Annotated in this window: 19 protein-coding genes; 7 read left to right on the forward strand and 12 right to left on the reverse strand. The window is 75.0% G+C overall.

Annotated features, from left to right (window positions below; genetic code table 11):
• Positions 1–154 precede the first annotated feature (154 nt).
• Positions 155–454 carry a DUF1876 domain-containing protein gene (locus ABD954_RS31995; RefSeq protein WP_345491335.1) on the forward strand — a complete coding sequence of 100 codons (300 nt, stop codon included), beginning with the start codon at positions 155–157 and terminating at the stop codon, positions 452–454.
• A 278-nt stretch (positions 455–732) separates the two neighbouring features.
• On the opposite strand, the gene ABD954_RS32000 is transcribed toward ABD954_RS31995, so the two are convergent.
• The 3 genes from ABD954_RS32000 to ABD954_RS32010 all read right to left on the reverse strand — a co-directional run bounded on the left by ABD954_RS32000 (position 733) and on the right by ABD954_RS32010 (position 3,983).
• Positions 733–1,458: a CBS domain-containing protein gene (locus ABD954_RS32000; RefSeq protein WP_345491337.1), complete on the reverse strand. Its 726-nt coding sequence runs from the start codon at positions 1,456–1,458 to the stop codon at positions 733–735.
• Positions 1,459–2,085: 627 nt separating this feature from the next.
• Positions 2,086–2,751, reverse strand: a complete 666-nt coding sequence (locus ABD954_RS32005; RefSeq protein ID WP_345491339.1) for a GntR family transcriptional regulator — start codon at positions 2,749–2,751, stop codon at positions 2,086–2,088.
• Entirely contained in the window at positions 2,748–3,983 is a 1,236-nt protein-coding gene (locus tag ABD954_RS32010) for a CaiB/BaiF CoA transferase family protein (protein WP_345491341.1), read from the reverse strand. Before ABD954_RS32010 ends, ABD954_RS32005 begins: the two co-directional genes overlap by 4 nt.
• Before the next feature lie 199 nt (positions 3,984–4,182).
• Between ABD954_RS32010 and ABD954_RS32015 the strand changes: the two genes are divergently transcribed.
• Positions 4,183–5,388: an acyl-CoA dehydrogenase family protein gene (locus ABD954_RS32015; RefSeq protein ID WP_345491343.1), complete on the forward strand. Its 1,206-nt coding sequence runs from the start codon at positions 4,183–4,185 to the stop codon at positions 5,386–5,388.
• Between the two features lie 129 nt (positions 5,389–5,517).
• Here the strand turns inward: ABD954_RS32015 and ABD954_RS32020 are convergent, their stop codons facing one another.
• Together ABD954_RS32020 and yczR are read right to left on the reverse strand one after the other, a co-directional pair.
• Positions 5,518–6,021 carry an FBP domain-containing protein gene (locus ABD954_RS32020; protein WP_345491345.1) on the reverse strand — a complete coding sequence of 168 codons (504 nt, stop codon included), beginning with the start codon at positions 6,019–6,021 and terminating at the stop codon, positions 5,518–5,520.
• 94 nt (positions 6,022–6,115) lie between these two features.
• Complete coding sequence (gene yczR / locus ABD954_RS32025; RefSeq protein WP_345491347.1) at positions 6,116–7,597, reverse strand: MocR-like transcription factor YczR; 1,482 nt, start codon at positions 7,595–7,597, stop codon at positions 6,116–6,118.
• A gap of 396 nt (positions 7,598–7,993) precedes the next feature.
• On the opposite strand from yczR, the gene ABD954_RS32030 reads away from it, so the two are divergent.
• A complete protein-coding gene (locus ABD954_RS32030) occupies positions 7,994–8,116 on the forward strand; it encodes a hypothetical protein (protein WP_345491349.1) in 123 nt (40 codons plus the stop codon).
• On the opposite strand, the gene ABD954_RS32035 is transcribed toward ABD954_RS32030, so the two are convergent.
• Complete coding sequence (locus ABD954_RS32035) at positions 8,101–9,474, reverse strand: DUF6777 domain-containing protein (RefSeq protein ID WP_345491351.1); 1,374 nt, start codon at positions 9,472–9,474, stop codon at positions 8,101–8,103. The two genes, ABD954_RS32030 and ABD954_RS32035, sit on opposite strands and share 16 nt — an antisense overlap.
• An 84-nt stretch (positions 9,475–9,558) precedes the next feature.
• Here ABD954_RS32035 and ABD954_RS32040 point away from each other — a divergent pair, with 84 nt between their 5' ends.
• Positions 9,559–10,971, forward strand: a complete 1,413-nt coding sequence (locus ABD954_RS32040) for a streptophobe family protein (protein ID WP_425584086.1) — start codon at positions 9,559–9,561, stop codon at positions 10,969–10,971.
• A 343-nt stretch (positions 10,972–11,314) separates the two neighbouring features.
• Here ABD954_RS32040 and ABD954_RS32045 read toward each other — a convergent pair whose 3' ends face one another.
• From ABD954_RS32045 to ABD954_RS32055, 3 genes are all read right to left on the reverse strand, one after another.
• Entirely contained in the window at positions 11,315–12,235 is a 921-nt protein-coding gene (locus tag ABD954_RS32045) for a serine/threonine-protein kinase (protein WP_345491353.1), read from the reverse strand.
• A 264-nt stretch (positions 12,236–12,499) separates the two neighbouring features.
• Positions 12,500–13,141 carry a hypothetical protein gene (locus ABD954_RS32050; protein ID WP_345491355.1) on the reverse strand — a complete coding sequence of 214 codons (642 nt, stop codon included), beginning with the start codon at positions 13,139–13,141 and terminating at the stop codon, positions 12,500–12,502.
• A gap of 41 nt (positions 13,142–13,182) precedes the next feature.
• Entirely contained in the window at positions 13,183–15,822 is a 2,640-nt protein-coding gene (locus ABD954_RS32055; RefSeq protein ID WP_345491357.1) for an FHA domain-containing protein, read from the reverse strand.
• 114 nt (positions 15,823–15,936) lie between these two features.
• Here ABD954_RS32055 and ABD954_RS32060 point away from each other — a divergent pair, with 114 nt between their 5' ends.
• Positions 15,937–16,548 carry a TetR/AcrR family transcriptional regulator gene (locus ABD954_RS32060; RefSeq protein WP_345491359.1) on the forward strand — a complete coding sequence of 204 codons (612 nt, stop codon included), beginning with the start codon at positions 15,937–15,939 and terminating at the stop codon, positions 16,546–16,548.
• A 157-nt stretch (positions 16,549–16,705) separates the two neighbouring features.
• On the opposite strand, the gene ABD954_RS32065 is transcribed toward ABD954_RS32060, so the two are convergent.
• Positions 16,706–17,539: a DUF3626 domain-containing protein gene (locus tag ABD954_RS32065; RefSeq protein ID WP_345491361.1), complete on the reverse strand. Its 834-nt coding sequence runs from the start codon at positions 17,537–17,539 to the stop codon at positions 16,706–16,708.
• Between the two features lie 259 nt (positions 17,540–17,798).
• Between ABD954_RS32065 and ABD954_RS32070 the strand changes: the two genes are divergently transcribed.
• Both ABD954_RS32070 and ABD954_RS32075 read left to right on the forward strand, forming a co-directional pair.
• The gene (locus ABD954_RS32070; protein ID WP_345491363.1) at positions 17,799–18,452 is read left to right on the forward strand and encodes a ThuA domain-containing protein; all 654 of its coding nucleotides are present in this window, start codon (positions 17,799–17,801) and stop codon (positions 18,450–18,452) included.
• Between the two features lie 216 nt (positions 18,453–18,668).
• Positions 18,669–20,060 carry an NADP-dependent succinic semialdehyde dehydrogenase gene (locus tag ABD954_RS32075; protein ID WP_345491365.1) on the forward strand — a complete coding sequence of 464 codons (1,392 nt, stop codon included), beginning with the start codon at positions 18,669–18,671 and terminating at the stop codon, positions 20,058–20,060.
• A 109-nt stretch (positions 20,061–20,169) separates the two neighbouring features.
• On the opposite strand, the gene ABD954_RS32080 is transcribed toward ABD954_RS32075, so the two are convergent.
• On the reverse strand, positions 20,170–21,198 hold the full coding sequence (locus tag ABD954_RS32080; RefSeq protein ID WP_345491366.1) for a PHP domain-containing protein: 1,029 nt from the start codon (positions 21,196–21,198) through the stop codon (positions 20,170–20,172).
• A 19-nt stretch (positions 21,199–21,217) separates the two neighbouring features.
• Positions 21,218–23,587, reverse strand: coding sequence for a SpoIIE family protein phosphatase (locus tag ABD954_RS32085; RefSeq protein ID WP_345491368.1), 2,370 nt, complete (start codon positions 23,585–23,587; stop codon positions 21,218–21,220).
• Positions 23,588–23,590 lie beyond the last annotated feature (3 nt).

The raw sequence follows: 23,590 nt of genomic DNA on the forward strand, positions 1-23,590 counted from the left end.
CGGGCGCGGCCGCCCCAGCAGTATCGGTGGCGAACCGGCCGCCCGCCCAGACGGCGGCGATCACCGCGTGGCGCCACCGCGGCGGCGGCGGGATCCTGAAGGGAGAGGGGCCGCGCGGCGGTTCCGCGTGGCCGCGGGCACGAGGAGGCGGACCATGACACGACACCTGGAGTGGAAGGTCGGCGTGGACCTGGTCGAGGAGGGCGGCAGGACCAGGGCGGAGGCGCGCCTGGACACCGGTACGTCGACCCTCACCGGTCACGGCACCGCGCGCTGCAACCCGGCGGACGCGGACGTGCCGGTGATCGGTGACGAACTCGCCGCGGGCAGGGCCATGAAGGATCTGGCCGGACAGCTGATGAGGGAGGCCAACCGGGAGATGGAGGCCGCCGGCGCCGACACCGTGCCGCGGCGCACCGGACCCGGATACGGCTGGCCGGAGGCGGTCGAGTAGCCGGCCGCCCCTCCCCTCGACCCGCCGCCGGGGCGGGAAGAGGTGCGCCCGGCCGCTGTCTGATCACCCGGCCGACGGGCGGCCCGCGGGGCGGGCCCGGCGCGTCCGGCCCGCAGGGCGCGACCCGTTCCGTCCGGCCCGCAGGGCGCGACCCGTTCCGTCCGGCCGCAGGGCCCGTCGGTGCCGCTCGCGCCCGGTGGGTCCGGCGCGTCCGCGGGCCGTCGCGAGCCGTCGCGGTCCGTCCGCCGGCCGTCAGGGTCCGGCCCGTTCGCCGCGCGTCACCGGACGGGCGCTCGCGCGGGGGCGTCGGGGCCCTCGGGCCGCTCCTCGCCGTCGGGCCGGTGGCCGGCCCCGCCCGCGTCCCGGTCCCCGCCCTGGGGCCGGGACGGTTCCCCGGCCTTCTCCTCGCCCGGCTCCTCGTCCTCGTACACCAGCCGGTCGACGACCTCCACCACGCCGTCCACGTCCTCGCAGAGCCGTACGAAGATCGGCGCGAGACCGCGGCGCGGCAGCCTGCCGCTCAGCGTCACCCGGCCCTCGGCCACGTCGATGTGGAGGGAGGCGGGGGAGAGGCCCAGGATGCGGGTGACGACGTCCTCCAGGATCTCCTCCTGGATGGCGCGGTCACGGCGCAGGAAGAGCTGGATCAGATCGCTGCGGCTGAGGACACCGATCAGACGTCCGTCCGCGTCCACCACGGGCAGCCGCTTCACCCGGTGCCGCTCCATGAGCCGCGCCGCCTCCACCGCCGTCCAGGACGGGCGGGCGACGACCACCGGACTCGACATCATGGCCTCCGCGGTGCTGGGGCCGTCCTTGTCGGTGTGCCGCCGCAGCAGGTCCGCCTCGGAGACGACGCCCACCGGCCGGTTGTCCTCGTCGACCACGGGCACGGCGGTGATGCCGTACTCGTCGAGCAGCCGCGCGATCTCCTTGAACGGAGTGCCCGGCTGGACCGCGACCGCGGTCGGTGTCATGAGGTCGGCGACACTGCGGTGCCTCATCGTTGGTCCGTCCCTTCTCGGCTCCTTCGTTCATGATCCCTCACGCGGGAGGGCCGGGGACCCGAGGACCGCGGGGCAGGGCGCCGGTGAGGCCCGGTCCAGCGGCGCGGACGTGGCCGGCACCGGCGGGCGGGCACGCCGCGCGGGCGGGGATCCACCAGGTCAGGCACCCTCACCCCCGCCGCGCGCCCCCGTACGGCGCACCGGGCGCCTTGTGGCGTCGTCGATCCCGGAAGACCCGCACGAGGTACGCGCGTCGAGCGCCGCCGCGCCCGGAGACGGCTGCCCGACCGTACGAGGAGGGGCCGCACGAGGAGGGGCCCGTACGAGGAGGGGTGCGGCTCCCGCAGGAGGTACGGGCCGGAGCCCGCCGTCGACGGCCAAGCGGCCGACCACACGGCTCCCGCGAGGCGTACGGGCGGGGGTCTCGCCCTGCGGGCCCGGGGTGTGCTCGGCGGGGCGGCGCCTTGGCGGGCCGTGGCGTCGGGCACGACCCCGTACCCCGTCGGCGGGGCCCGCCGTCAGGGCCACCAGGAGCCGGGCGACACGGCTCGCACCGTCGTGCCACCGCGGCACGCGCGGGGCAGCAGCACCCGCGCCGCGCCCCCGTACGGGCGCCGGTTCGGGTCACTCCGGGCCGAGGACCTCGCGCAGCGCGGCCACCGCGTGGTCGCGGTGCTCGTCGAGCCAGCGCACCGCCGCGGCCTCGTCCGCCTCGGTCACGGCCGAGATGACCGCCCGGTGCTCGTGGACGGCCGCCTCCCGGTGGGGGTCCTGGGCGTAGTACAGGGCGCGGTAGGCGTCGGTCGCGTCCCACAGCGTGGCGATCAGCCGCACCAGGCGAGGCATGCCGGAGGCCTCCACCAGCGCGAAGTGGAAGCGGCGGTTGGCCTCGGCCATGGCCGTCACGTCGCCCGCCCCGGCGGCCCGCTCCACGTCCGCCTGGCTTCGCTCCAGCGCGTCGATCAGACCGTCCGGCATGCGCCGCAGGGCCGCGCGGACCGCCTCCGTCTCCAGGAGCCGCCGGATGCGGTAGATCTCCTCCAGGTCCGCCAGGGACAACTCGGCGACGTAGTAGCCCCGGTGGACGTGGTGCACCACCAGGCCGTCGGCCTCCAGCGTCTTCAGAGCCTCGCGCAGCGGGACCCGGCTCACGTCGAGGCGGGCCGCCAGGGTGTCCTGCCGGATCGGGTCGCCCGGCCGCAACTCCCCGGTGGTGATGGAGCGGCGCAACTCCTCCAGGACGAACTGCTGGGCCGTCCGTGGCCGCCGACGCTCCACCGTGCCGCTCATGGCTGTGCCCCTTCCCTCGACTGCGTGCCGTTCATCTTCCTACGCACCGGTGACGGGCGGTCGCGGCCTGTGGACAACCCGAGTTCCGCCAGGACCTCGGCGGTGTGCTCGCCCAGGCGCGGCGGCGCGGCGCGGTAGACCGCCGGGGTGGTGCCGAAGGCGATCGGGTGGGCGACCTGCCCGGGGCCGGCGTCCTCGGCCGGGACGCGCGGCCGCAGGCCCAGGCGGTCGGCGAGCGCGAAGGCGCCGGCGAGGTCGTTGATGGGGCCGCAGGGCACCCCGGCCGCGGTCAGGTCGTCGAACCAGGCGTCGGCGGTGCGCCGCGCGAGGGGCCCGGACAGTTCCGCGACCAGTTCCTCCCGGTGCGCGACCCGGGCGGTGTTGGTGGCGAAGCGGGGGTCGTCGGCGAGCCCGGGGCTGCCGATCCGCTCGCACAGGGCGCGGAACTGACGGTCGTTGCCGACGGCGAGCACCAGGGGACGGTCGCTCGCCTCGAACACCTCGTACGGGGTGATGCTGGGGTGCCGGTTGCCGAGGGCGCGCGGGATGACGCCCGCGGCGAGGTGGGCCGCCGCCTGGTTGGTCAGCGCGGACAGCAGCGAGCCGAGGAGGGACACCTCCAGACGCTGGCCCTCGCCGGTGCGTTCGCGGTGGCGGAGCGCGGCGAGCACGCCCATGCCCGCATGGAGGCCGGTGATGACGTCGACCAGGGCGACGCCCGCCTTGGTGCCCGGCCCCCCGGGCTCACCGGTGACGCTCATGAGGCCGCCCATGGCCTGCACGAGCAGGTCGTAGCCGGGCAGCGCGGCGCCCTCGGCCGAGCCGAAGCCGGTCACGGAGCAGTAGACGAGACCCGGATTGGTGGCCCGCACCCGCTCGTAGCCGAGGCCGAGCCGGTCCATGGTGCCGGGCCGGAAGTTCTCCACGAGCACGTCGGCCCGGTCCACGATCGCCCGGGCCGTCTCCAGGTCGGCCGGGTCGGCCAGATCGAGAGCCACCGAACGCTTGTTGCGGTTCACGCCCAGGAAGTAGGTGGCCTGCCCGTCGGCGAACGGCGGCCCCCACGCGCGGGTGTCGTCGCCCGAGCCGGGGCGCTCGATCTTCACGACCTCGGCGCCGAGGTCGGCGAGGAGCATCGTCATGTACGGCCCGGCCAGCACCCGGCCGAAGTCCGCGACGACGATCCCGGACAGGGCGCCGGCCGGGCCCGCCTCCGGCTGCTGCGCGTCCATGCCGCTCTCCTTCGTGGTGAGGCGTCGACCGCGACACGGCGATCGAGGGGCGTCGACCGCGGGGCGCCGGGGGCGCGTCGGCGATCGGATCCAAGCGGACCGTACGCACCGGAGATCGGATATTCAATACTGGATCCAATATCCAATCTGGGGCTACGCTTCGGCTCGCCGCGTTGCCACAGTCGCCAGGAGGCCGTTCGTGAAGTCGTCGCCGCAGCCGTCGCGTTCGTCGCAGTCCGCGCCCGTCCACCCGCTCGATCTGCTCGCGATCGACGGGCTGCTCACCGACGAGGAGCGGGAGATCCGCCGCACCGTCCGTGCCCTGGCCGACCGCGAACTGCGCCCGCACGTCGCCGAGTGGTTCGAGCGCGGCGCCATCCCCGCCCGCGAGCTCGCCCGCACCCTGGGCGGCCTCGGGGTCCTCGGCATGCACCTGGAGGGCTACGGCTGCGCCGGCACCGGCTCCGTGGCGTACGGCCTGGCCTGCATGGAACTGGAGGCCGTCGACTCCGGCCTGCGCTCCCTGGTGTCGGTGCAGGGCTCGCTCGCCATGTACGCGATCTGGAAGTTCGGCTCCGAGGAGCAGAAGCAGCGCTGGCTGCCCAAGATGGCGGCCGGCGAGTACATCGGCTGCTTCGGCCTGACCGAGCCGGACGCCGGATCCGACCCCGGCGCCATGCGCACCCACGCCAAGCGCGACGGCTCCGACTGGATCCTCAACGGCACCAAGATGTGGATCACCAACGGCTCCGTCGCCGACGTGGCCGTCGTCTGGGCCCGCACCGAGGACGGCGTCCGCGGCTTCGTCGTGCCGACGGACACCCCCGGCTTCAGCGCGCCGGAGATCAAGCAGAAGCTCTCCCTGCGCGCCAGCGTCACCAGCGAACTCGTCCTGGAGGACGTCCGGCTGCCCGCCGACGCGATGCTCCCGGAGGCCCGCGGCCTGTCCGGCCCGCTCGGCTGCCTCAACGAGGCCCGCTTCGGCATCGTCTTCGGCGCCCTCGGCGCCGCCCGCGACTGCCTGGAGACGGCGATCTCCTACGCCGCCGACCGCACGGTCTTCGCCCGGCCGCTGTCCTCCTACCAGCTGACGCAGCAGAAGCTCGCCGACATGGCCCTGGAACTCGGCAAGGGCATGCTGCTCGCGCTCCACCTCGGCCGCCTCAAGGACGCCGGCACCCTGACCCCCGAACAGATCAGCGTGGGCAAGCTCAACAACGTGCGCGAGGCCATCGCCGTCGCCCGCGAGTGCCGCACCGTCCTGGGGGCCAACGGCATCACCCTGGAGTACCCGGTGATGCGCCACGCCAACAACCTGGAGTCGGTCCTCACGTACGAGGGCACCAGCGAGGTGCACTCCCTGGTCATCGGCAAGGCGCTCACCGGCGAGCAGGCCTTCCGCTGACCCGCCTCGGCTGACGGTCGTCGACCGCACGACCGCCGACGGAACGGCCGACCGCACGGCCGTCGACCGCACGGCCGGCGACGGAAGGGCCGCCGACCGCAGGGCCGGCGGCCGACCGTCGTACCGTCTTCACCCGGCGGTCACCCGGTCCACGAAGGCGTTCAGGTTGCCCATCATCCGGTCGATCTGCTCGTCCGGGCTCAGCGACTCCTGGTGGCGCGGGCCGCGCAGCTTGGGCTGCCGCTTGCCGCGGACGTACAGCGGGCAGGCGAGGTCGGCGCACACGTACGTGCCGACCGTGTTGCCCTCGCGGCCGCGCGCGCCGGCCAGCGGCGCCGCCAGGAGGGTCACGCCCGAGGAGGCGTGGGAGGTCAGGCAGATCTGGCACATGCTGGACTTCACGGCGCTGGTGCGGCCGACCGCGGGCACCCGCAGGGTGATGCCCACCGGGCCCTGCGGGCGCGGGACGACGAGATGGGCCCGCAGCGGCGCGCCCGGGTCGACCCAGCCCAGGAAGTCCAGGTCCTCCCAGGGCAGCTCGGCGAAGTCGAGCGGAAGCTTCATGCGGGACGCGTCACCCTTCGAGCAGTTGACGAAGGACGCGCGGATCTGTTTGTCGGTCAATGGTTCCACTGTTCCGACCGTACACAGCACCGTTGCCCGGGGCATCCGATTATCGGTGCGCGTCGTCCCGGCGGGGCCGTGACCGAGGCCCCCCCGTCCGTGCTCAGGCGACCCAGTCGGGCAGGCCGGGGTCGGAGATCCGCGCGGGAGCCCCTTCCAGGGCGGCGGCGAGCCGCTCGGCCGCCGTCTCGTACACCTCGGCCGGCAGGGCGTACGGGATGCGCAGCCGGTGCTCGTGCGTGCCCGGGTCCACCCCGAAGCGGGCCCCGCCCTCCACCCGCACCCCGTGCCGCAGGGCGCGGGCCGCGAGCTGGGAGGCGACGGGCCGGCCCAGGTCGATCCACAGGCACAGCCCGCCCGGCGGCAGTGTCCAGTGCCACTCCGGCAGGTGCCGGGCGAGCGCCGTCACGAGGGCCTCGCGGCGCCGCCGCAGCTCCGCCGCACGCCCCGGCAGCAACGGGTCGATCCGGCCCATCAGGGCGACGGCGACCAACTGGTCGAGCACCGACCCGGCCAGGTCGTGGGTGATCCGGACCCGGGCGAGCTCGGTCACCACCCGCGAGGACGCGCGCACCCAGCCGACCCGCAGCCCGCCCCAGCAGCTCTTGCTGAGCGAGCCGACGCTGATGATCTGCTCCCCGGTGCCGGGGCCGGCCGAGGCCGCGAAGGGACGGGGTGCCGGCACGTCCAGGGCGATGTCGGACAGGGTCTCGTCCACCACCAGCCACGTCCCCGTGGCCCGCGCCGCCCGTGCCACCTCGCCCCGCTGCTCCTCGGGCATCAGGCGCCCGGTCGGATTATGGAAGTCGGGGATGAGATAGGCGAGGCGCGGCGCGGTCTGCCGCAGTGCCGCGTCGATGAGTCCGGTGTCCCAGCCGGTCTCCGTCACCGGCACGGGCGTGATCCGCAGCCGCTGTCCGCGCATGGCGTCCAGGGCATTGGTGTACGAGGGGCTCTCGGCGAGCACCCGGTCACCGGGCCCGCCGAGCAGGGCGAGAGCCAGCGCGAGGGCCTGCTGCGCGCCCGTCGTCACGAGGATCTGCTCGGGCCGGGTGGGCAGCCCACGGGCCGTGTACCGGTGCGCGATGCCCGCGCGCAGTTCCGGGAGCCCGTACGGGTGGTAGCCCTGGGCGGCCGCGTAGCGGGGCAGTTCGGCGGCGGCCTCGGTCAGCGCCAGGGCCAGGACGTCGGCGGGTGCCTCGGGCGCGGCGAGCGCGAGGTCGATGACCGAGTCCGTGTCCCCGTGGATCGCGGCGGGTCCGGCCGCCGGCTGGCCCTCGGGCAGCGCCGTCCAGGTGCCGGCGCCCTGCCGGCTGTGCGCGTAGCCGCTCTCCCGCAGCAGGTCGTAGGCGGAGGTGACGGTCGTCCGGCTGACGCCGAGCGCCATGGCCAGTTCGCGCTCGGCGGGCAGCCGCATCCTGAGCGCGACCCGGCCGTCGAGCAGCGTCTCCCGCACCGCCCGGGCCAGTTCGCGGTAGCCGAAGCGGCCCTCGGCCGGGGGCGTCAGCAGCGCCGCCAGCTGTCGGCCGCTCAGCATGCGGTCCGACACGGAGACCACGGTACGGACCACTCGACCCTCTGCCATGCCAATCACTCCTTATTGGCTGTGCCGACCAGGCCAATAAGGCTACAGACTGCGGACATTGGCCTGGTGGCCAGGGGAGAGGAGCAGGGAGATGTCCGGATACCTGACTGATCGTGACGAGAGGATGTGGCAGCGGCGCGCCGAGGAGAGGGTCGCCGCGCCGTTGGATATCGGATATTGGATCCGGACGTTGAGGGCTGGATCCCCTGTCGAGACGCCGAGGTCCCGCCAAGAAAGCCGGGCCCTGCGGATCGGATATTGGATCCGGTCGCTGCGGTCGCCGCGGCACACTCCCCGCACCTCACAGGCGCCACAGCCCTCGCGCACGCGGCCCGCTCAGCCGGCCCCGCCGGTCCCGCCGGTCCGGCCGGCCCGGCGGCGCCGAGGAGCGCCTGCGTGAGCGGGATCGCCGTCGGCGTCAGCGGCTTCCTCGCCGAGGCCCGGGTGCTGCGGCGGCACGCCCGTACCGCCGCACGCCCCGCGTCGCTCTGCGCGCCGCCTTCTCAGATCAGCGGCTGACCGTCGGGCCGGCCCGGTGCGGACGGCCGCAAGGGGGCCGCGCCCGGGGCGGTGTCCGTCGACGTGTCCGTGGACGCGGCGGGCTGTGAGGACCCGTTCGGCGTCAGGTCCGTGGCCGGCTGGGACTCGGGTCCCGAGGTCGTCGTCGCCGGTGCCGGCGGTGACTCCGGCTCCGTGGGCGGGGAAGGGGAATCGGACGGCGTCGTGGGGGTCTTGGGCACGAGCGGCGAAGGGCACGGCGAGGGCGTGACGCCGTCGACGGGCGCCGGCGCCTCCGGACCGGTGACCGACACGCACGGCACCGGCGAGGACGGCGACGTGGGCGGGGAGGTCGAGGGCGACGTCGGCGGGGAGGTCGTCGGACGCGGCGGGGGAGTGGTGTGCTTGTCCCGGTGGCCCGTGTCGCCCGGCTCGCGCGCGATCCAGCGGTCCGTGCGCGGGTCGTGGATCACGAAGACCTTGATCACCGTCACGGACGGCTGGACGACCACGACGTTGCTCGTCCGGTAACCGGGCCAGGCCGGTCCGACCTGCTTCGGCTCCTTCTGGGCGATCGGCGGCGTCAGCGGGTTGCCGCACGCGCAGCGCACCCGCGGCACGCCGTGGTCGTCCACCATCACCGCCGTACCGCCCTGGAGCACCGCCTGGTACGGGACCGGGGAGCCGTCGCGGAAGCCGTGGTTGGTCACCCGGGTGTCCACGCGCAGCTGGACCGGCGTCAACGACCGCAGGTAACCGGGGACTTCGGTCGCCCGGATGCCGAGCACCGACGCGAAGGCGGCGTTCTTGGCGGGCTCGTCGGACAGGAAGCGGATCTGCTGCTCGACGTCACAGCTCGCGATCCGGTGCGTGCCCCCGTACAGGCCGGGCGTCGCGCCCGACACGCCCCGCGTGGCGTTGGCGTCCGCGCCCGACCGCTCGGGCAGCGGCGGAGGGGAGGCGGACGCGCCCTCGGCGCGGGCCGTGGACCGGGTGAAGGGATCGGGGCCGCTCGCCGAGGCGTTCTGGAGGAAGACCTCGCCGCCGCCGGCGCCCGCCTGGTTCCCGTCCCCGTCGCCGCCCCGCTGGGTGAGGACCACGACGAGCGCGACGGCCGCCACGATGATCGCGGTCAGCGAGGCCACCTTGGGGACCGAGCGCCACCACGGGCCGCCGCCCCCGCCCCCGGGGCCGTCGCTCCGGGTGGAGCCGCCGCCACCCCCGCCGGCGCCTCCGCCCCCGCCCGAACCGCCGCGCGGCGGGCCGGGAGGCGGCGGGGGGCCGGACGGGCCGGGGCGCGTGGACGGGCCCGAGAGGGGCCCCGAAGGGGGTCCGGTGGGAGGGACCGAGGGCCGGTCGGACGGCGGGTGGGAAGTCACGTTTTTCCCTTTCTTCCGTTCCGCGCCCATTGTGTGCTCCGACCAGGTGCCGTCCGCAAGCGGACCGCACCCGCCGGTACTAGCGTGGGCAGGGTGAGCAACCGGCTCCCCACCCGGCCCGGCCGGGCCGTTCCCACCGAGGACCACGTCCGGCTCGCCCGCCATCTGGCGGCGGCCCTCGCCGCCGTCGTCGCGGGCTTCCTCGCGATGGGCGTCACCGCCGCCCTCGGCCTGTGGGCCGCGGGCGCGACCGACCTGCCGGGCGGCGCCGGTGCCTTCGTCGCCGTCCTCGCGGCCGTCGTCGTCATGGCCACGGGCGGGCAGATCGGGCTCTCCGGCGACGCCGGGGCCCTCGCCGGCACCCAGGCCGAACTCACCGCCATGCCGCTCACCGTCACCCTGGTGGGCGCCATGGTCACCGGAAGCGTGTTCCTGCGCCCCCTGCGCCACCACGCCGTCGCCCGCGCCGGAGACCTCCTCACCCTGGCCGTGCCCACCGTCGTCCTCTGGCTGGCCGCGCTCGGCGGCGTCTGCGCCCTGGCCCGCCGCGACTTCCCGCTCACCCTCGGCGGCGGCACCACCGAGGAGACCGGCGATCTCGGCGACCTGTTCGGGGACCTCCTCGACGCGGCGAACCCCAGCGTCGGCTTCCGCCCCGACGTCGGCCCCACGCTCTTCTACGGCCTGCTGTGGATCCTCGGCGTCCTCGTCGTCGCCCTGCTCGTCTCCCGGCGCACACCGCTGCCGCCCCGCCTCGTCCGCCACCACCAGGCCGTCCGGCCCGCCGCCTCCGCGATGCTGCTCCTGCTCCTCGCGTACGTGGCCGTCGGCCTCGTCATCGGCCTGGTCGTCGCCGCCACCAAGGGGCACGCCGCGGAAACCCTCGCCGTGCTGCTGCTCGGCCTGCCCAACGTCAGCTGGCTCGCCCTCGGCATCGGCATCGGCGGTTCCTGGGAGGGCAGGGCCGAGGGCCCCTTCGGCCTCCCCATGCCCCAGATCCTCGACGCCGTACTGCGCGGCGGCGACGGCGGCCGCGAACTGTCGCGGGTCGACCTCTCCTCCCTCGCCGCGCAGGACGGACGCGCCTGGTGGCTCCTCCCGATCGCCGCCGTGCTCGTCCTCGCCGCCGCCTTCGTCATGGCCGCCCGCTCGCCCGCCCGCGTCCCGCCCTGGCGGCACGCCCTCCACCTTGGCATCGCCCTCGCCGTCACCCTGCTGGTCGTCACCCCCCTCACCCTCGTCGAGGCCCGCTTCGGCCTGTCGATCCTCGGCATCGGCGACCTGGAGGCGCTCGGCGCCGACGTGTTCCTGCGCCCCCACATCTGGCGGACCGTCGGCCTCGGCCTCCTCTGGGGCCTCGTGGCCGGCCTCCTCGGAGCCCTGCTCGCCACCCGCGTGCACCGCCGCGGCGAGGTGCCGGACAACGGCGCACCCGCCGACCGGACCGAAGCCGGTCCCGGGACCGGCCCCGGGACCGGCCCCGGCAGGGACGACTGACGAGGGACCCGGGCCTCCCGGTCCTCGGAGCGGGGCGAGTGCGACGGCTGCCCGGCTGCCCGGCTGCCCGGCGGTCCGACGGCTCGGCGACGCCGCTCGCCGGCGACCGCGGACACCGTCTCCTCGCCCCAGCGCGATCCGGGTGCCGCCCGAGCTCCCCACGCCGTCCGGAACGACGCCGTCCGGAACGACGCCGACGGCACGGGCCGACGGCACGGGCCGACTGCGCGGCCGACCGCGTGGGCCCGAGCCACCGCGACACCGGCGGCTTCGACGCGACCGAGCCCGGCCCGGGACCACGGGCGGCGGGGGCGGAACCCCCGACCGCACCCGGCACCCGGAACTACGCCATCCCGCGGAAGACCGGCCGCGCCCATGACGGCGGTTCGGGCGGTGGCCCAGTCGGCCAGGGGCCGCTGCCGCTGCCCGGAACCTCGGCCGCCCGTGCGCCGCGTACGCCCCGCTCCAGGGCCGCCCGCAGCTCGGCGACGAACTCCAGGCACGTCCCGTAGCGCTCCTCCGGCACCTTCGCCAGGGCCTTGGCCAGCACCGCGTCCGCCGCCTCCGGCAGTCCCGCGCGCTCCTGCGACAGCGGGGGCGGCGGATCGTACTGGTGCGCCCACAGCAGTGCCATGTCGTCGTCCCTGCGGAACGGCGGCACCCCGGTCAGCGTCTCGAAGACCACGCACGCCAGGCTGTAGACGTCGCACCGGCCGTCCACCGGCTTGCCCGAGATCTGCTCGGGCGCCACGTAGTCGAGGGTTCCCACGAACTGCCCCACCGTCGTGAACCCGGTCAGCGACAGCGACTTCTTCGTCAGGCCGAAGTCCGTGAGGTACACGTGCTCCGGATGGTCCCGGTCGGTGCCCTCCGCCACCAGGATGTTGCCGGGCTTCACGTCCCGGTGCACCAGGTCGTGCGCGTGCGCCGCGTCCAGCGCGGACGCCACCTGCACCGCGATCCGCCCCGCCGCCACCGGTTCCAGGGCGCCCTCCCGGTCCAGCAGCGCCCGCAGATCCTGACCCGGCACGTACCGCATCGCGATGTAGAGCACGCCCTCCGTCTCGCCGGCCTCGAACACCGGCACGATGTGCGGGTGGTCGATGGCCGCCGCCACCCGCGACTCGTGCGCGAAACGCCGGCGGAAGGTGTCGTTGCGGGCCAGCTCGGGGGCGAGCAGCTTCAGCGCCACGACCCGGTCCAGCCGCAGGTCACGCGCCCGGTAGACGACCGCCATGCCGCCGCGCCCGACCTCGTCCTCCACCAGGTAGCCGGCGATCCGCTGACCGATCAGCCCGGCGTCCCGGCCGGCCGGAAGGCCGTGGTCGAGGCCGTGGTCGACGCCGGGCCCAGGGCCGGAGCCGTGGGCCGGGCCCGAGCCGGGCCTGCGGCCAGGCCCGCCGTCAGGACCGCGGTCAGGCCCAGGCCCCGGCTCAGGCCCAGGCCCCGGCCCAGGCCCAGGACCCGTCCCCGACTCCGCCGGCTCACCCGGCCCGGTCATCGGTCCTCACCCGCTCGCCCGGTCCCGTCACCGGCCCTCACCCCGGCCGTCCGCGCCCCACTCCACCACCTGCGTCTCCCCGGCACCGTCCTCCTCCGGCGGCCGGGACACCAGCTGCGTGGGCTCGTGCGGCACCTCGCCCGGCGGCGCCGCGGCCACCGCCGAGGGGCGCAGGGAGGCCGCGTACGTGCTCAGGCCCGTGCCGTCGCAGTACACCCACCGCTCGTGCTCGGCGTCGTACAGCCACAGCGACTCGCCGTCGACGACCATCCCGACCCGCAGTCCCCGGGTGCGCCGCCGGAACGTCTCGCCGTCCGTCCGCCCCGCCGCCAGCTCCTCCGCGGCGCGCCGGTAGCGGCCGAGGGCGTCCTCCACCCGGGCGATCAGCGGACGCGGGTCGGCGGTGCGGGAGGACGGCCGGCCCGCGGCGGGCGGATCGGCCGGTACGGAGACGAGCAGCCGGGCGTCGACCCACGCGGACCAGCCGTTGGAGCACAGCACCTGGCCCCAGTCGCCGACCCGCTCCACCAGCTGCACCGGAAGGAAGGCGTCCAGCGGCTCCGTCGGCAGCGCGGGATCCGGTGCCTCCCACGCGGGCAGCCCCTCGCGCGGCACGACGTGCGTGGGCCGGAAGTCCGGCAGGTACGCCGACACGTACTCGGTGGCCATGGGTGCCTCCCTCCGCTCTCGCCGGCCCGCTCGCCCGCCGCTCACTTCCGCATCACGACGGGCTCGTGCCGCCGCAGCAGCCTGGCCACGACGAGGCCCAGCACGACGCAGAGCGCGAGCAGCATCCCCATGTCGAAGAGCCAGGCGCCGAGCGTGTGGTCCATCAGCGGATCGGCGGTCTTCTCGCCCGGAACGGTCGCGCCGATGTCGACGGTCGCGCCCATCGCCGCGAACGCCCACCGCGACGGCACCAGCCAGGCCAGCTGCTCCAGGACGGGCGTGCCGCTCACGTTGAGCAGCGCGCCGCAGAACACGACCTGGACGATCGCGAGGAGCACCAGCAGCGGCATCGTCACCTCCTCCTTGCGCACCAGGGCGGAGACGAACAGGCCGAGCATCATCGCGGTGAAGGCCAGCAGGGCGACGGCGAGGGTCAGCTCCACGAGCGGGGGCATCAGCACGCCCTTGCCGCCGGGCGCGCCGAGCGGGACGCCGATCAGCGCGACCAGGGTCAGCACGACCGACTGGACGACCGTGATCAGACCGAGGACCACCACCTTGGACATCAGATACGCCGAACGCGACAGGCCGACGGCTCTCTCCCGGCGGTAGATGGTGCGCTCCTTGACCAGCTCCCGCACCGCGTTCGCCGCCCCGGTCAGCACCCCGCCGACGCAGAGGATCAGCAGCACGTTCAGGGTGGACTCCGGACCGAGCCGTCCCTCGGACAGGGCGCGCGCCATCGCGCCCATGACGAACGGCAGCGCGATCATGATGGCAAGGAACGTCCGGTCGGCGGCGAGGGCCGCCGCGTACCGCCGGACGAGGGTACGGAGCTGGGACCCCCAGCTCTGCGCCTTCGGCGGTGGCGGCGGGGCCGCCTCCGGCGGCGCTCCGGGAACGGCGGCGAGGCCCGGCCGGACGGTCGCCTCCTCGATGTACCGGCGGTGGAAGGGAGAGCCCCGGTAGCGGCCCGCCCAGTCGCGGTCGCGGTCGTTCTCGAAGGACTCGAACGCCTCCGGCCACTGGGCGAAGCCGAAGAAGTCCAGGGCGTCGGCGGGCGGACCGTAGTACGCCACCCGGCCGCCCGGCGCGAGGACGAGGAGCCGGTCGCACACGTCGAGACTGAGCACGCTGTGGGTGACGACGATGACCGTGCGGCCGTCGTCGGCGAGCCCGCGCAGCATGTGCATCACCGAGCGGTCCATGCCCGGGTCGAGCCCGGACGTCGGCTCGTCGAGGAAGAGCAGCGACGGCTTGGTGAGCAGTTCGAGCGCCACGCTGACCCGCTTGCGCTGCCCGCCGGAGAGGCTGTGGATCGGCTGGGCGGCCCGTTCCTCCAGCCCGAGTTCGCCGATCACCTCGTCCACCCGGGCGCGCCGTTCGTCGGCCGCGGTGTCCTCGGGGAAGCGCAGCTCGGCGGCATAGCCGAGGGCCCGGCGGACGGTGAGCTGGAGGTGCAGGATGTCGTCCTGCGGGACGAGCCCGATGCGCTGGCGCAGTTCCGCGTAGTCCCGGTAGAGGTCCCGGCCGTCGTACAGGACCGTGCCCCGGTCCGCGGGCCGCTGGCCGGTGAGGGCACCGAGCAGGGTGGACTTGCCGGCGCCGGACGGGCCGACGACGGCGAGCAGGCACTTCTGCCCCACGGGGAAGGACACGCCGTCGAGGAGGGTCTTGCGCCCGTGGTCCACGGTGACGGCCAGCTCCTGCACGTCGAGGGAGACCTCGCCGGTGTCGGTGAACTCGACCAGGTTCCCGCCGATCAGGCAGAACGCGCAGTGGCCGATGCCGACGATGTCCTCACCGGTGACTCGCGCCTCGACGACGGGACGGCCGTTGAGGAAGGTGCCGTTGTGGCTGCCGAGGTCGTGGATCCAGTAGGTGCCGTCGGGGTGGGCCCGCAGCTCGGCGTGGCGGCGCGAGACGGTGAGGTCGTCGACGACGAGGTCGTTGTCGGGCGCGCGGCCGATCCGGACGGCATGGGCGGGCAGCGGCCGCACGGACGTCGGCTGCCGGAACGTGCCGGTGCGGGCGGGATGCGCGACGGACGACGGACGCGGCGGAGGTGCCGCCGCCGGGGGTGCCGCGGGGGCCTCGTCCGGCAGGGGCGAGGGGGCGGGCTCCGGTCGTACGGGCCGGGGCCGCGCGGACGGCGGGGGCTCGGGCGCGGGCGGTGCGGGTGCGGCAGGGGCCGACTCGGGTCGTACGGGCGCGGGGGACGCCTGCTCCGGTCGTACGGGGCCGGGGGACGCCTGCTCGGGTCGTACGGGGCCGGGGGACGCCCGGTCCTGGGGCGCCGACCCGGGGCGTACGGGCTCCGCCGGGGCGGACCGGCCGGGAGCGGCGGACGGGGTCGGCGCACGGGCCGGAAGCAGCACCGCCATCGGCCCTTCGGTGGGGTGGCCGAAACGGAGCACGGTGCCGGGGCCGACGGGGCCGAGGGCGACGCGGCGGTCGTCGGCGAAGGTCCCGTTCGTGCTGCCCTCGTCCTCGAGCGTCCAGTGGTCCCCCACCGCCCGCAGCACGGCGTGGTGCCAGGACACCCGGGCGTCGGACAGGACGAAATCGCTGGTGGGGTCGCGTCCGATGCGATAGACGCGGCTCGGGTTCATCACGGTCGCGTCTCCGTCGAGCTCGAGCACCAGCTCGGGCGCGGCGGGCGCGAGGGGCCGCTCTCCCATGCGTGAATCCTAACGTCGATGGCCCGCCCGCGCCCGGGATGGCCGCCGGTATCGTGGGCCGCCGACCCACCCGGAAACGCCTCCCCGGCGATGGACGCGAAGGAGGAGCCACCCGTGCCGAAAGGTGTCACCGGGCGCCGACCCCGTACCCGCGCGGCCCTGCTGAAGGCGGCCCTGGAGGTCTTCGCCGAGCACGGGTTCCACGCCGCCTCCATCGAGCAGATCTGCGAACGCGCCGGATTCACGCGCGGCGCGTACTACTCGAACTTCGCCGGCAAGGAGGAGCTCTTCCTGGCCCTCTTCGACGAACACGGCGAACGGATCGTGCGCCGCCTCGCCGAGGCGATCGACGCGCTCGGGCCCGAGGACTACACCCTGGAGCGGCTCGCCGACCTGGCCTCGCGCATCGAGCCGGAGGAGCGGGACTGGTACCTGGTGAGCACCGAGTTCACCCTGCACGCCATCCGCGACCCGCAGGCCGCCTGGGTGCTGGCCCGGCACGACGCCCGGCTGCGCGCCGAGATCGCCCGCGGCCTGGAGCTGGTCCTCCGCCGCGCCGGGCGCGAACTGACCGTGGACGCCGACCGGTTCGCCCGCCTCGTCGTCGCCCTGCGCGAGGGTGGTCTGGCCCAGAGCTACGTCGAACCGGACGCCTTGCCCCCGGGCAGCCTCGAACGCGACTTCCTGGCGCCGCTGCTGGAGGCGGCCACCCGCCCGGTCGACTGAGCCAGGCGACGCGGGCCGGGAGAACGGGGCGGGCCGGGAGAACGGGGTGAGCCGGGAGGGCGGGGAAGCCGGGAGGGCGGGGCGAGGGCGCGGGAGGCGGCCGGAGCGGTCGGCCGGTGTTCCGCCGGCCGGCGGGCGGAGAGCAGGTTGCCGAGGATCAGCCTCGGACGACCGGGGTGGCGGCCGGGGCCCCGAAGCGCGCCAGCAGGTGCCACACCCGCTTGACGTGCTGCCGGTCGTAGCGTCCTGATTCGGCCGCCTCCTGGACGATCCGCGGATCCAGCCGGCCGTCCACGGCCAGCTCGGCGCCCAGCTCCACGAACTCGGGCCCCCGGTACTCCGGATGCCGTCGCAGTTCCGCGACCGAGAGCCGGAAGCCCTCGTGCCATTCCACCGGACAGGGCAGCGCGCGGGCCGCGGCCTCCACCTCCGTACCGCGGAAGGACGGGTCGAGGACCAGCGCCTCCACGTCCCGGCCGATCTCCACCGGTCCGTGGACCTGCGCCTCGACGTAGTCGTCGAGGGCGTCCGCCTCGGCGTCGGCGAGGGCGAGCGCCACCAGGCCCGCACGCTCCGCCACGCCGAAGTCCTTCGGCTCCAGGACGCTGTCCGGATAGCAGAAGGTGGTGCGGGCGAGCGTGGCACCGGTCAGCCGCAGGTGCGCGGAGCCGAAGCGCGGCGCGGCGCCGTAAGGGCGGCGACGGTGGTCGAGCGCGCCGTACACGGGCCGCTCGTGCGCCGGGGCGTCGTCGTACGCGCCCCCGAAGATCCGGCTCTCCCAGCGCCACCGGTCGCCGTCGGGACGCGCGGTGAGCCCGCCGTTGCTGGTGCCGGTGACGAACTGAGAGCGGTAGACCCCTTCCTCGGCGAGGCGTTCGAAGAAGGTGGGATGGAAGTTGAGCGTCACCCTCAGCGTGGGGTCGAGGGGTTCGCCCGTGGCGAGGGCGGCGACGTGGGCGAGGGCGCGGCGCGGTCGTGGCAGAAGATCCATCGGGGCAGTCTGCCCGAGCGCCGGGCCTTGCGGCCCGTGGTTTTCGGTGGTTACGGTCGGTGCGGCAGCGCATGGAAAGCGCTTGCTCGACGGAGCCGGACGAGAGCGGGACCAGGGAGTGCACCACGTGTCCAGGAGCGGGGCGACCAGGCCGGACGGGCCGGACGGGCCGGACGGGCCGGGCGGTCCGGATGGGTCCAGCGGGTCGGATGGCCGGAGCAGGCCGGCCGGGCCGGTCGGGCCGGTCGGGCCGCGGAGCGTGCTCGTCTACACCCGCACCGCTGGCTACCGCCACGACTCGATCCCCGCCGCGGCGACCGCCCTCACCGAACTCGCCGCCGACGCCGGGCTGTCGGCCCAGACCACCGAGGATCCCGCCGCCTTCACCGCGGACCGTCTCGCCCGCTGCGCCGCCGTCGTCCTCGTCTCGACCACCGGGACCGTGCTCACCGATGCGGGCCGCGCCGCCTTCGAGACGTACGTACGCGGCGGGGGCGGCCTCCTCGCCGTGCACGCCGCGGCCAACGCCGAGCCCGACTGGCCGTTCTACGGTGAACTCCTCGGCACCCGCTTCGACGGCCACCCCGAGATCCAGCCGGGCACCGTCCGCGTCGACGCCCACGACCACCCGGCGACGGCCTCCCTGCCGGAGTGCTGGGAGTGGACCGACGAGTGGTACAACTTCACGGCCAACCCCCGGGCCACCGGCGTCCGCGTCCTCGCCCGCGCCGACGAGACCCGCTACAGCGGCGGCACCATGGGCGCCGACCACCCCCTGGTCTGGTGCCGCGACGCCGCCCCCGGCCACGGCCGCGTCCTCTTCACCGCCCTCGGCCACGCCGCGGAGTCCTACGCCGACCCGGCCTTCCGCACCCACCTGGCGGGCGCCCTGCGCTGGGTCACGGGCGGCTGACCCCGCCCACGTCCCCTGTCTGCCCACGCCCCACGTCCCCTGTCTGCCCGCGTTGCCCCTCCGGCCCGTTGCCCCTCCGGCCCGTCGCGCCTCCGGCCCGTCGCCCCTCCGCCCGCGTTTCCCGCCGCCCCGTCACCCCACCGCACCCGCCCCGATTGCGCCCGTGGCCCCGTCGGGAAAGGTTGCCCGTGGGGGAGGAGGCCAGGAGGAGACGACATGGGCATCGCCACGGTCAACCCGGCGACCGGCGAGACACTGCGCACCTACGAGGCTCACGGCCCCGCGGAGGTCGAGCGGCGGGTCTCCGCCGCGCACGAGGCGTACCGTCAGTACCGCGCCACCCCCTTCGCCGAGCGCGCCCGGCTCATGCGGGCCGCCGCGTCACTGCTCGACGAGGACGCCGAGGACATCGCGCGGACCATGACCACCGAGATGGGCAAGCCGATCGTCGCCGCCCGCGCCGAGGCCGCCAAGTGCGCCAAGGCGATGCGCTGGTACGCCGACCACGCCGAGGCGCTGCTCGCCGACGAGCACCCCTCCGAGCACGACGTCCTCGACTCCGGCGCCGACCTCGCCCGGGTCCACTACCGTCCGCTCGGCACGATCCTCGCCGTGATGCCGTGGAACTTCCCGCTGTGGCAGGTGATCCGCTTCGCCGCGCCCGCGCTCATGGCCGGCAACACCGGACTCCTCAAGCACGCCTCCAACGTGCCCCAGACCGCCCTCTACCTCGGCGACCTGTTCCGCCGCGCCGGTTTCCCCGAGGGCTGCTTCCAGACCCTGCTGATCGGCTCGGGTGCCGTCGAGGGCATCCTGCGCGACCCCCGCGTCGCCGCCGCGACCCTCACCGGCAGCGAGCCGGCCGGCCGTTCCGTGGCCGCGATCGCCGGTGACGAGGTCAAGAAGACCGTCCTGGAGCTCGGCGGCAGCGACCCGTACATCGTCATGCCCTCCGCCGACCTCCCCCGGGCCGTGAAGACGGCCGTCACCGCGCGCGTGCAGAACAACGGCCAGTCCTGCATCGCCGCCAAGCGGTTCATCGTCCACCAGGACGTCTACGACGACTTCGCCGAACGCTTCACCGCCGCCATGAACTCCCTCTCCGTCGGCGACCCCCTCGACGACGACACCGACGTCGGCCCGCTGGCCACCGAACAGGGCCGTGCCGACCTGGAGGCCCTCGTCGACGACGCCGTGGCCGCCGGTGCCACCGTCCTGTGCGGCGGGAGCCGCCCCGACGGGCTGTCGCGCGGCTGGTTCTACCGGCCCACCGTCCTGACCGGCATCACCCCCGAGATGCGCGTCCACCGCGAGGAGACCTTCGGCCCCGTCGCCACCCTCTACCCGGTCGCCGACATCGAGGAGGCCGTCGCCGTCGCCAACGACTCGCCGTTCGGCCTCAGTTCGAACGTCTGGACCCGGAGCGACGAGGACATCGCCTTCTTCGTACGGGACCTGGAGGCCGGCGGCGTCTTCGTCAACGGCATGACCGCCTCCCACCCCGCCCTGCCCTTCGGCGGAGTGAAGCGTTCGGGGTACGGGCGCGAGCTCTCGGGCCACGGCATCCGCGAGTTCTGCAACGCCACCACGGTCTGGCAGCGCGCCTGACGCGCGCCTCCGAAGGGGGCGGCGCCCCGGGCGTCCACGGGACCCCGGGCGTCCACGGGACCCCGGGCGTCCATGGAACCCCGGGCGTCCACGGGACCCCGGGCACCCCTCAGGCGCTCTCCCGCCGCTCACCCCTCGTCCACCGGGACAGCTCGTCCACCGGCCAGGTGTTGATGACCCGCTCCGCGGGCACCCCGCACTCCTCGGCCCGCGCGCAGCCGTGGATCTGCCATTCCAGCTGGCCCGGGGCGTGCGCGTCCGTGTCCACCGCGAAGTACACGCCGGCCTCCACCGCGAGCCGCAGCAGCCTGAGGGGCGGATCGAGGCGTTCGGGACGGCTGTTGATCTCCACCGCCGTGCCCGACTCGGCGCAGGCCGCGAACACCCGCTCGGCGTCGAACTCGGACTCCGGACGCAGCCGCCCGCCGCTCACCAGCCGCCCGGTGCAGTGACCGAGCACGTCCATCAGCGGATTGCGCACCGCCCGCTCCATGCGGCGGGTCATCGCCGCCGCGTCCATCCGCAGCTTCGAGTGGACCGAGCCGACCACCACGTCCAGCCGGTCGAGGAGTTCGGGTTCCTGGTCCAGCGAGCCGTCCGGCAGGATGTCGCACTCGATCCCGGTGAGCATCCGGAACGGCGCCCATTCCTCGTTCAGCCGCGCCACCACGTCCAGTTGCTCCCGCAGCCGGTCGGGGGAGAGCCCGCGCGCCACCTTCAGCGTCGGCGAATGGTCCGTCAGGACCACCCACTCGTGGCCGAGCCGGGCCGCCGCCCGGCCCATGTCCTCGATGGTGCTGCCGCCGTCCGACCAGTCCGAGTGGACGTGGCAGTCGCCGCGCAGCGCCGCCCGCAGCGCCTCGCCCCCGCGCGCCTCGGGCACCGGGATCTCCTTCTCCAGGCGCTCCAGGTACTCCGGCACCCGCCCGGCCAGCGCCTCCCGCACCACCGCCGCCGTCTTCGGGCCGATCCCCTTCACCGACTCCAGCGTGCCCGCCTTCGCCCGCCGCGCCACCTCCTCGGCGCCCAGCGCGGTCACCGCCGCCGAGGCGGTACGGAACGCGCGGGCCCGGTACGCGGGCGCCTGCGAGCGTTCCAGCAGGAAGGCGATCCGCTCCAGCGCCGCCACCGGGTCCATCGGCCGTACCGCCCTTCGTTCACTCCTCCGGGCCCGTACGCCCGGAGCTCGTACCACCGGAACCGGAGCCGGCCTCGGAACCGGAATCGGTCCCCGTCCCGGAATCGGTCCCCGCCCCGGAACCGGAGCCGACCTCGGTTCCGAAGCCGAGACCGGAGCCGAGACCGGAACCGGCATCGGACCCCGTCCCGGAACCGGAAGCCGGCTTCGCCGGGCCGTCGGCGCCCCCCTCCCGCGCGTCCCGCCCGCCGCGCCCGTTCCCCGACGCGGCAGCGCCTGACGCAGCGGCCCCGCCCGCCGCCGACGCCCTCGCCGTCCCGCCCGGTGAGGTCTGCGCCCCGGGCGGTCCGATCTCGCACCACACCGCCTTGCCCTCGCCGCGCGGCTCCACGCCCCACCGCGAGGCGATCGCGTCCATCAGGAGCAGCCCGCGCCCCGAGGTCGCCGCCTCGCCCGGAGTGCGCCGCCGCGGCCACGCGCTCGAACGGTCCTGCACCGACAGACGCACCCGCCGCACCGGCTCCGGCAGCACCTCCAGGGTCAGCACCGCACCGCCCTCGGTGTGCAACAGCACGTTGACCAGCAACTCGCCCGTCAACAGCTCGGCGTCGTCGGCGAGTTCCGGCATGCCCCAATCCACGAGCGCCTGCCCCACCGCCGCCCGCGCGTCCGACAGGCCCTGCGGATCGGCCTGGTGGATGTACTGGTGGATGCGCGGCGCCTTCGGGGTGCCCGGGTCGGGGCTGCGCCGCAGCACCAGCAGCGCCACGTCGTCGCCGGAACCCCACCGCTCCCACAGCCGCTCCGACAGGTGGTCCGCGAGCGCCTCCGCCTGCGGAGGGCCGCTGCTCACCGCCTCCGCGAGCGCGTCCAGTCCCGTCTCGATGTCCGTGTCCGGCTGCTCCACCAGACCGTCCGTGTACAGCACCAGCGTCTCGCCCGGCACCAGGTCGAGCCGCGTCTCGGGGAACTCCTCGTCCCCGAAGACCGTCGCCAGACCCAACGGCAGACCGCCCCGCAGCTTCGGCCGGCCCACCCGCCCGTCCGTGTGCCGGATCAACGGCCCCAGATGCCCCGCCCGCACCACGCGCACCGTGCCGCCGGTCAGGTCGACCTGGGCGTAGGTGCAGGTCGCGAAGCGGTTGGTGTCGAGCTCCGCGAGAAAGCGGGAGGCGCGGGCGAGGACCGTCGAGGGGGCGTGCCCCTCACCCGCGTACGCCCGGAGCGCGATCCGCAGCTGGCCCATGATCGCCGCGGCGTGCGTGTCGTGGCCCTGCACGTCGCCCACGACCACCCCGACCCGCCCGCGCGGCAGCGGGATCACGTCGTACCAGTCACCGCCGACCTGCCGCCCGCTCCACGCCGCGTGGTAGCGCACCGCGATCTCGCCACCGGTGATCTCCGGGATCCGCCGCGGCAGCATCGTGGCCTGCAGCCCGGTCGCCAGCTCCCGCTCCTCGTCGAAGAGGATCGCCCGTTGCAGCGACTGCGCCACGATCGCCGCGAGGCCGAGCAGCAGATTGCGCTCGTCGGTGTTGAAGGTGCTGCGCCGCCGGTAGAAGAGCGCCATCCCGCCCAGCGAGCGGGCCTGCGCCACCAGCGGCAGGTAACAGGCCGAGCGGAACGGCATCCGGCCCACGTACGGAGCGAGCTCGGGAAAGTCCTGGCCCAGCGTCGGAAACGACGGCACGAAACGCGGCCGCCCGCTCAGCACCGTCTCGGCCAGGGGCAGCCCCCGGTCCAGACGGCGGCTGCGGAAGTCGTCGAAGATCTCCAGGGACTCGCCGCTCAGCGCGATGAGGTTGAGGGAGCCGTTCTCCACCAGACCGAGGGCCAGGCCCTCGGCGCCGAGCCGCGCCAGACCCCCGGGGCCGGTCAGCGCCGCCGTCACGTCGTCCACGGTCACCGCCCGCGACAGGGCGTGCGTCGTCCGCTCCACGATCGTCGTCTGCACCTCGCGGCGCTTCTCCAGGTCGAGCACGAACTCCGAGTGCGTGACCTCGGTCGTCGCGTCCCGCACGATGCCCACGATCCGGTGCGCCATGCCGCCGCCCCGGCGCAGGATCCGCGCCTGCACATGCGTCCATTGGGGTGTACCGTCGGCCCGTTCGAACCGGACGTGCGCCGTGTAGGAGGAACTGCCGCCGGTGATCGCGTCCCGGATCACCCGTTCGAGCCGGGTCCGCTCGTCGGGGTCCAGATCGCGTACGAGCGTCGCCGGCCGTCCGTCGAACTCGGCCGGGGCGAGCCCGAAGACCAGCAGGCCCGCGTCGTCGACGTCGATGGTGCCGGTGTCGAGGTCCCAGTCGAAGCTGCCGGTGCGGTTCATGGCGAGGCGCTCGGTCGGCCCGATCTCGCCGCCGCGCGTGTTCCGCTCGTCATCGGTCATCTT

The organism is Streptomyces roseoviridis, assembly GCF_039535235.1.
Classification (GTDB): Bacteria; Actinomycetota; Actinomycetes; order Streptomycetales; family Streptomycetaceae; genus Streptomyces; species Streptomyces roseoviridis.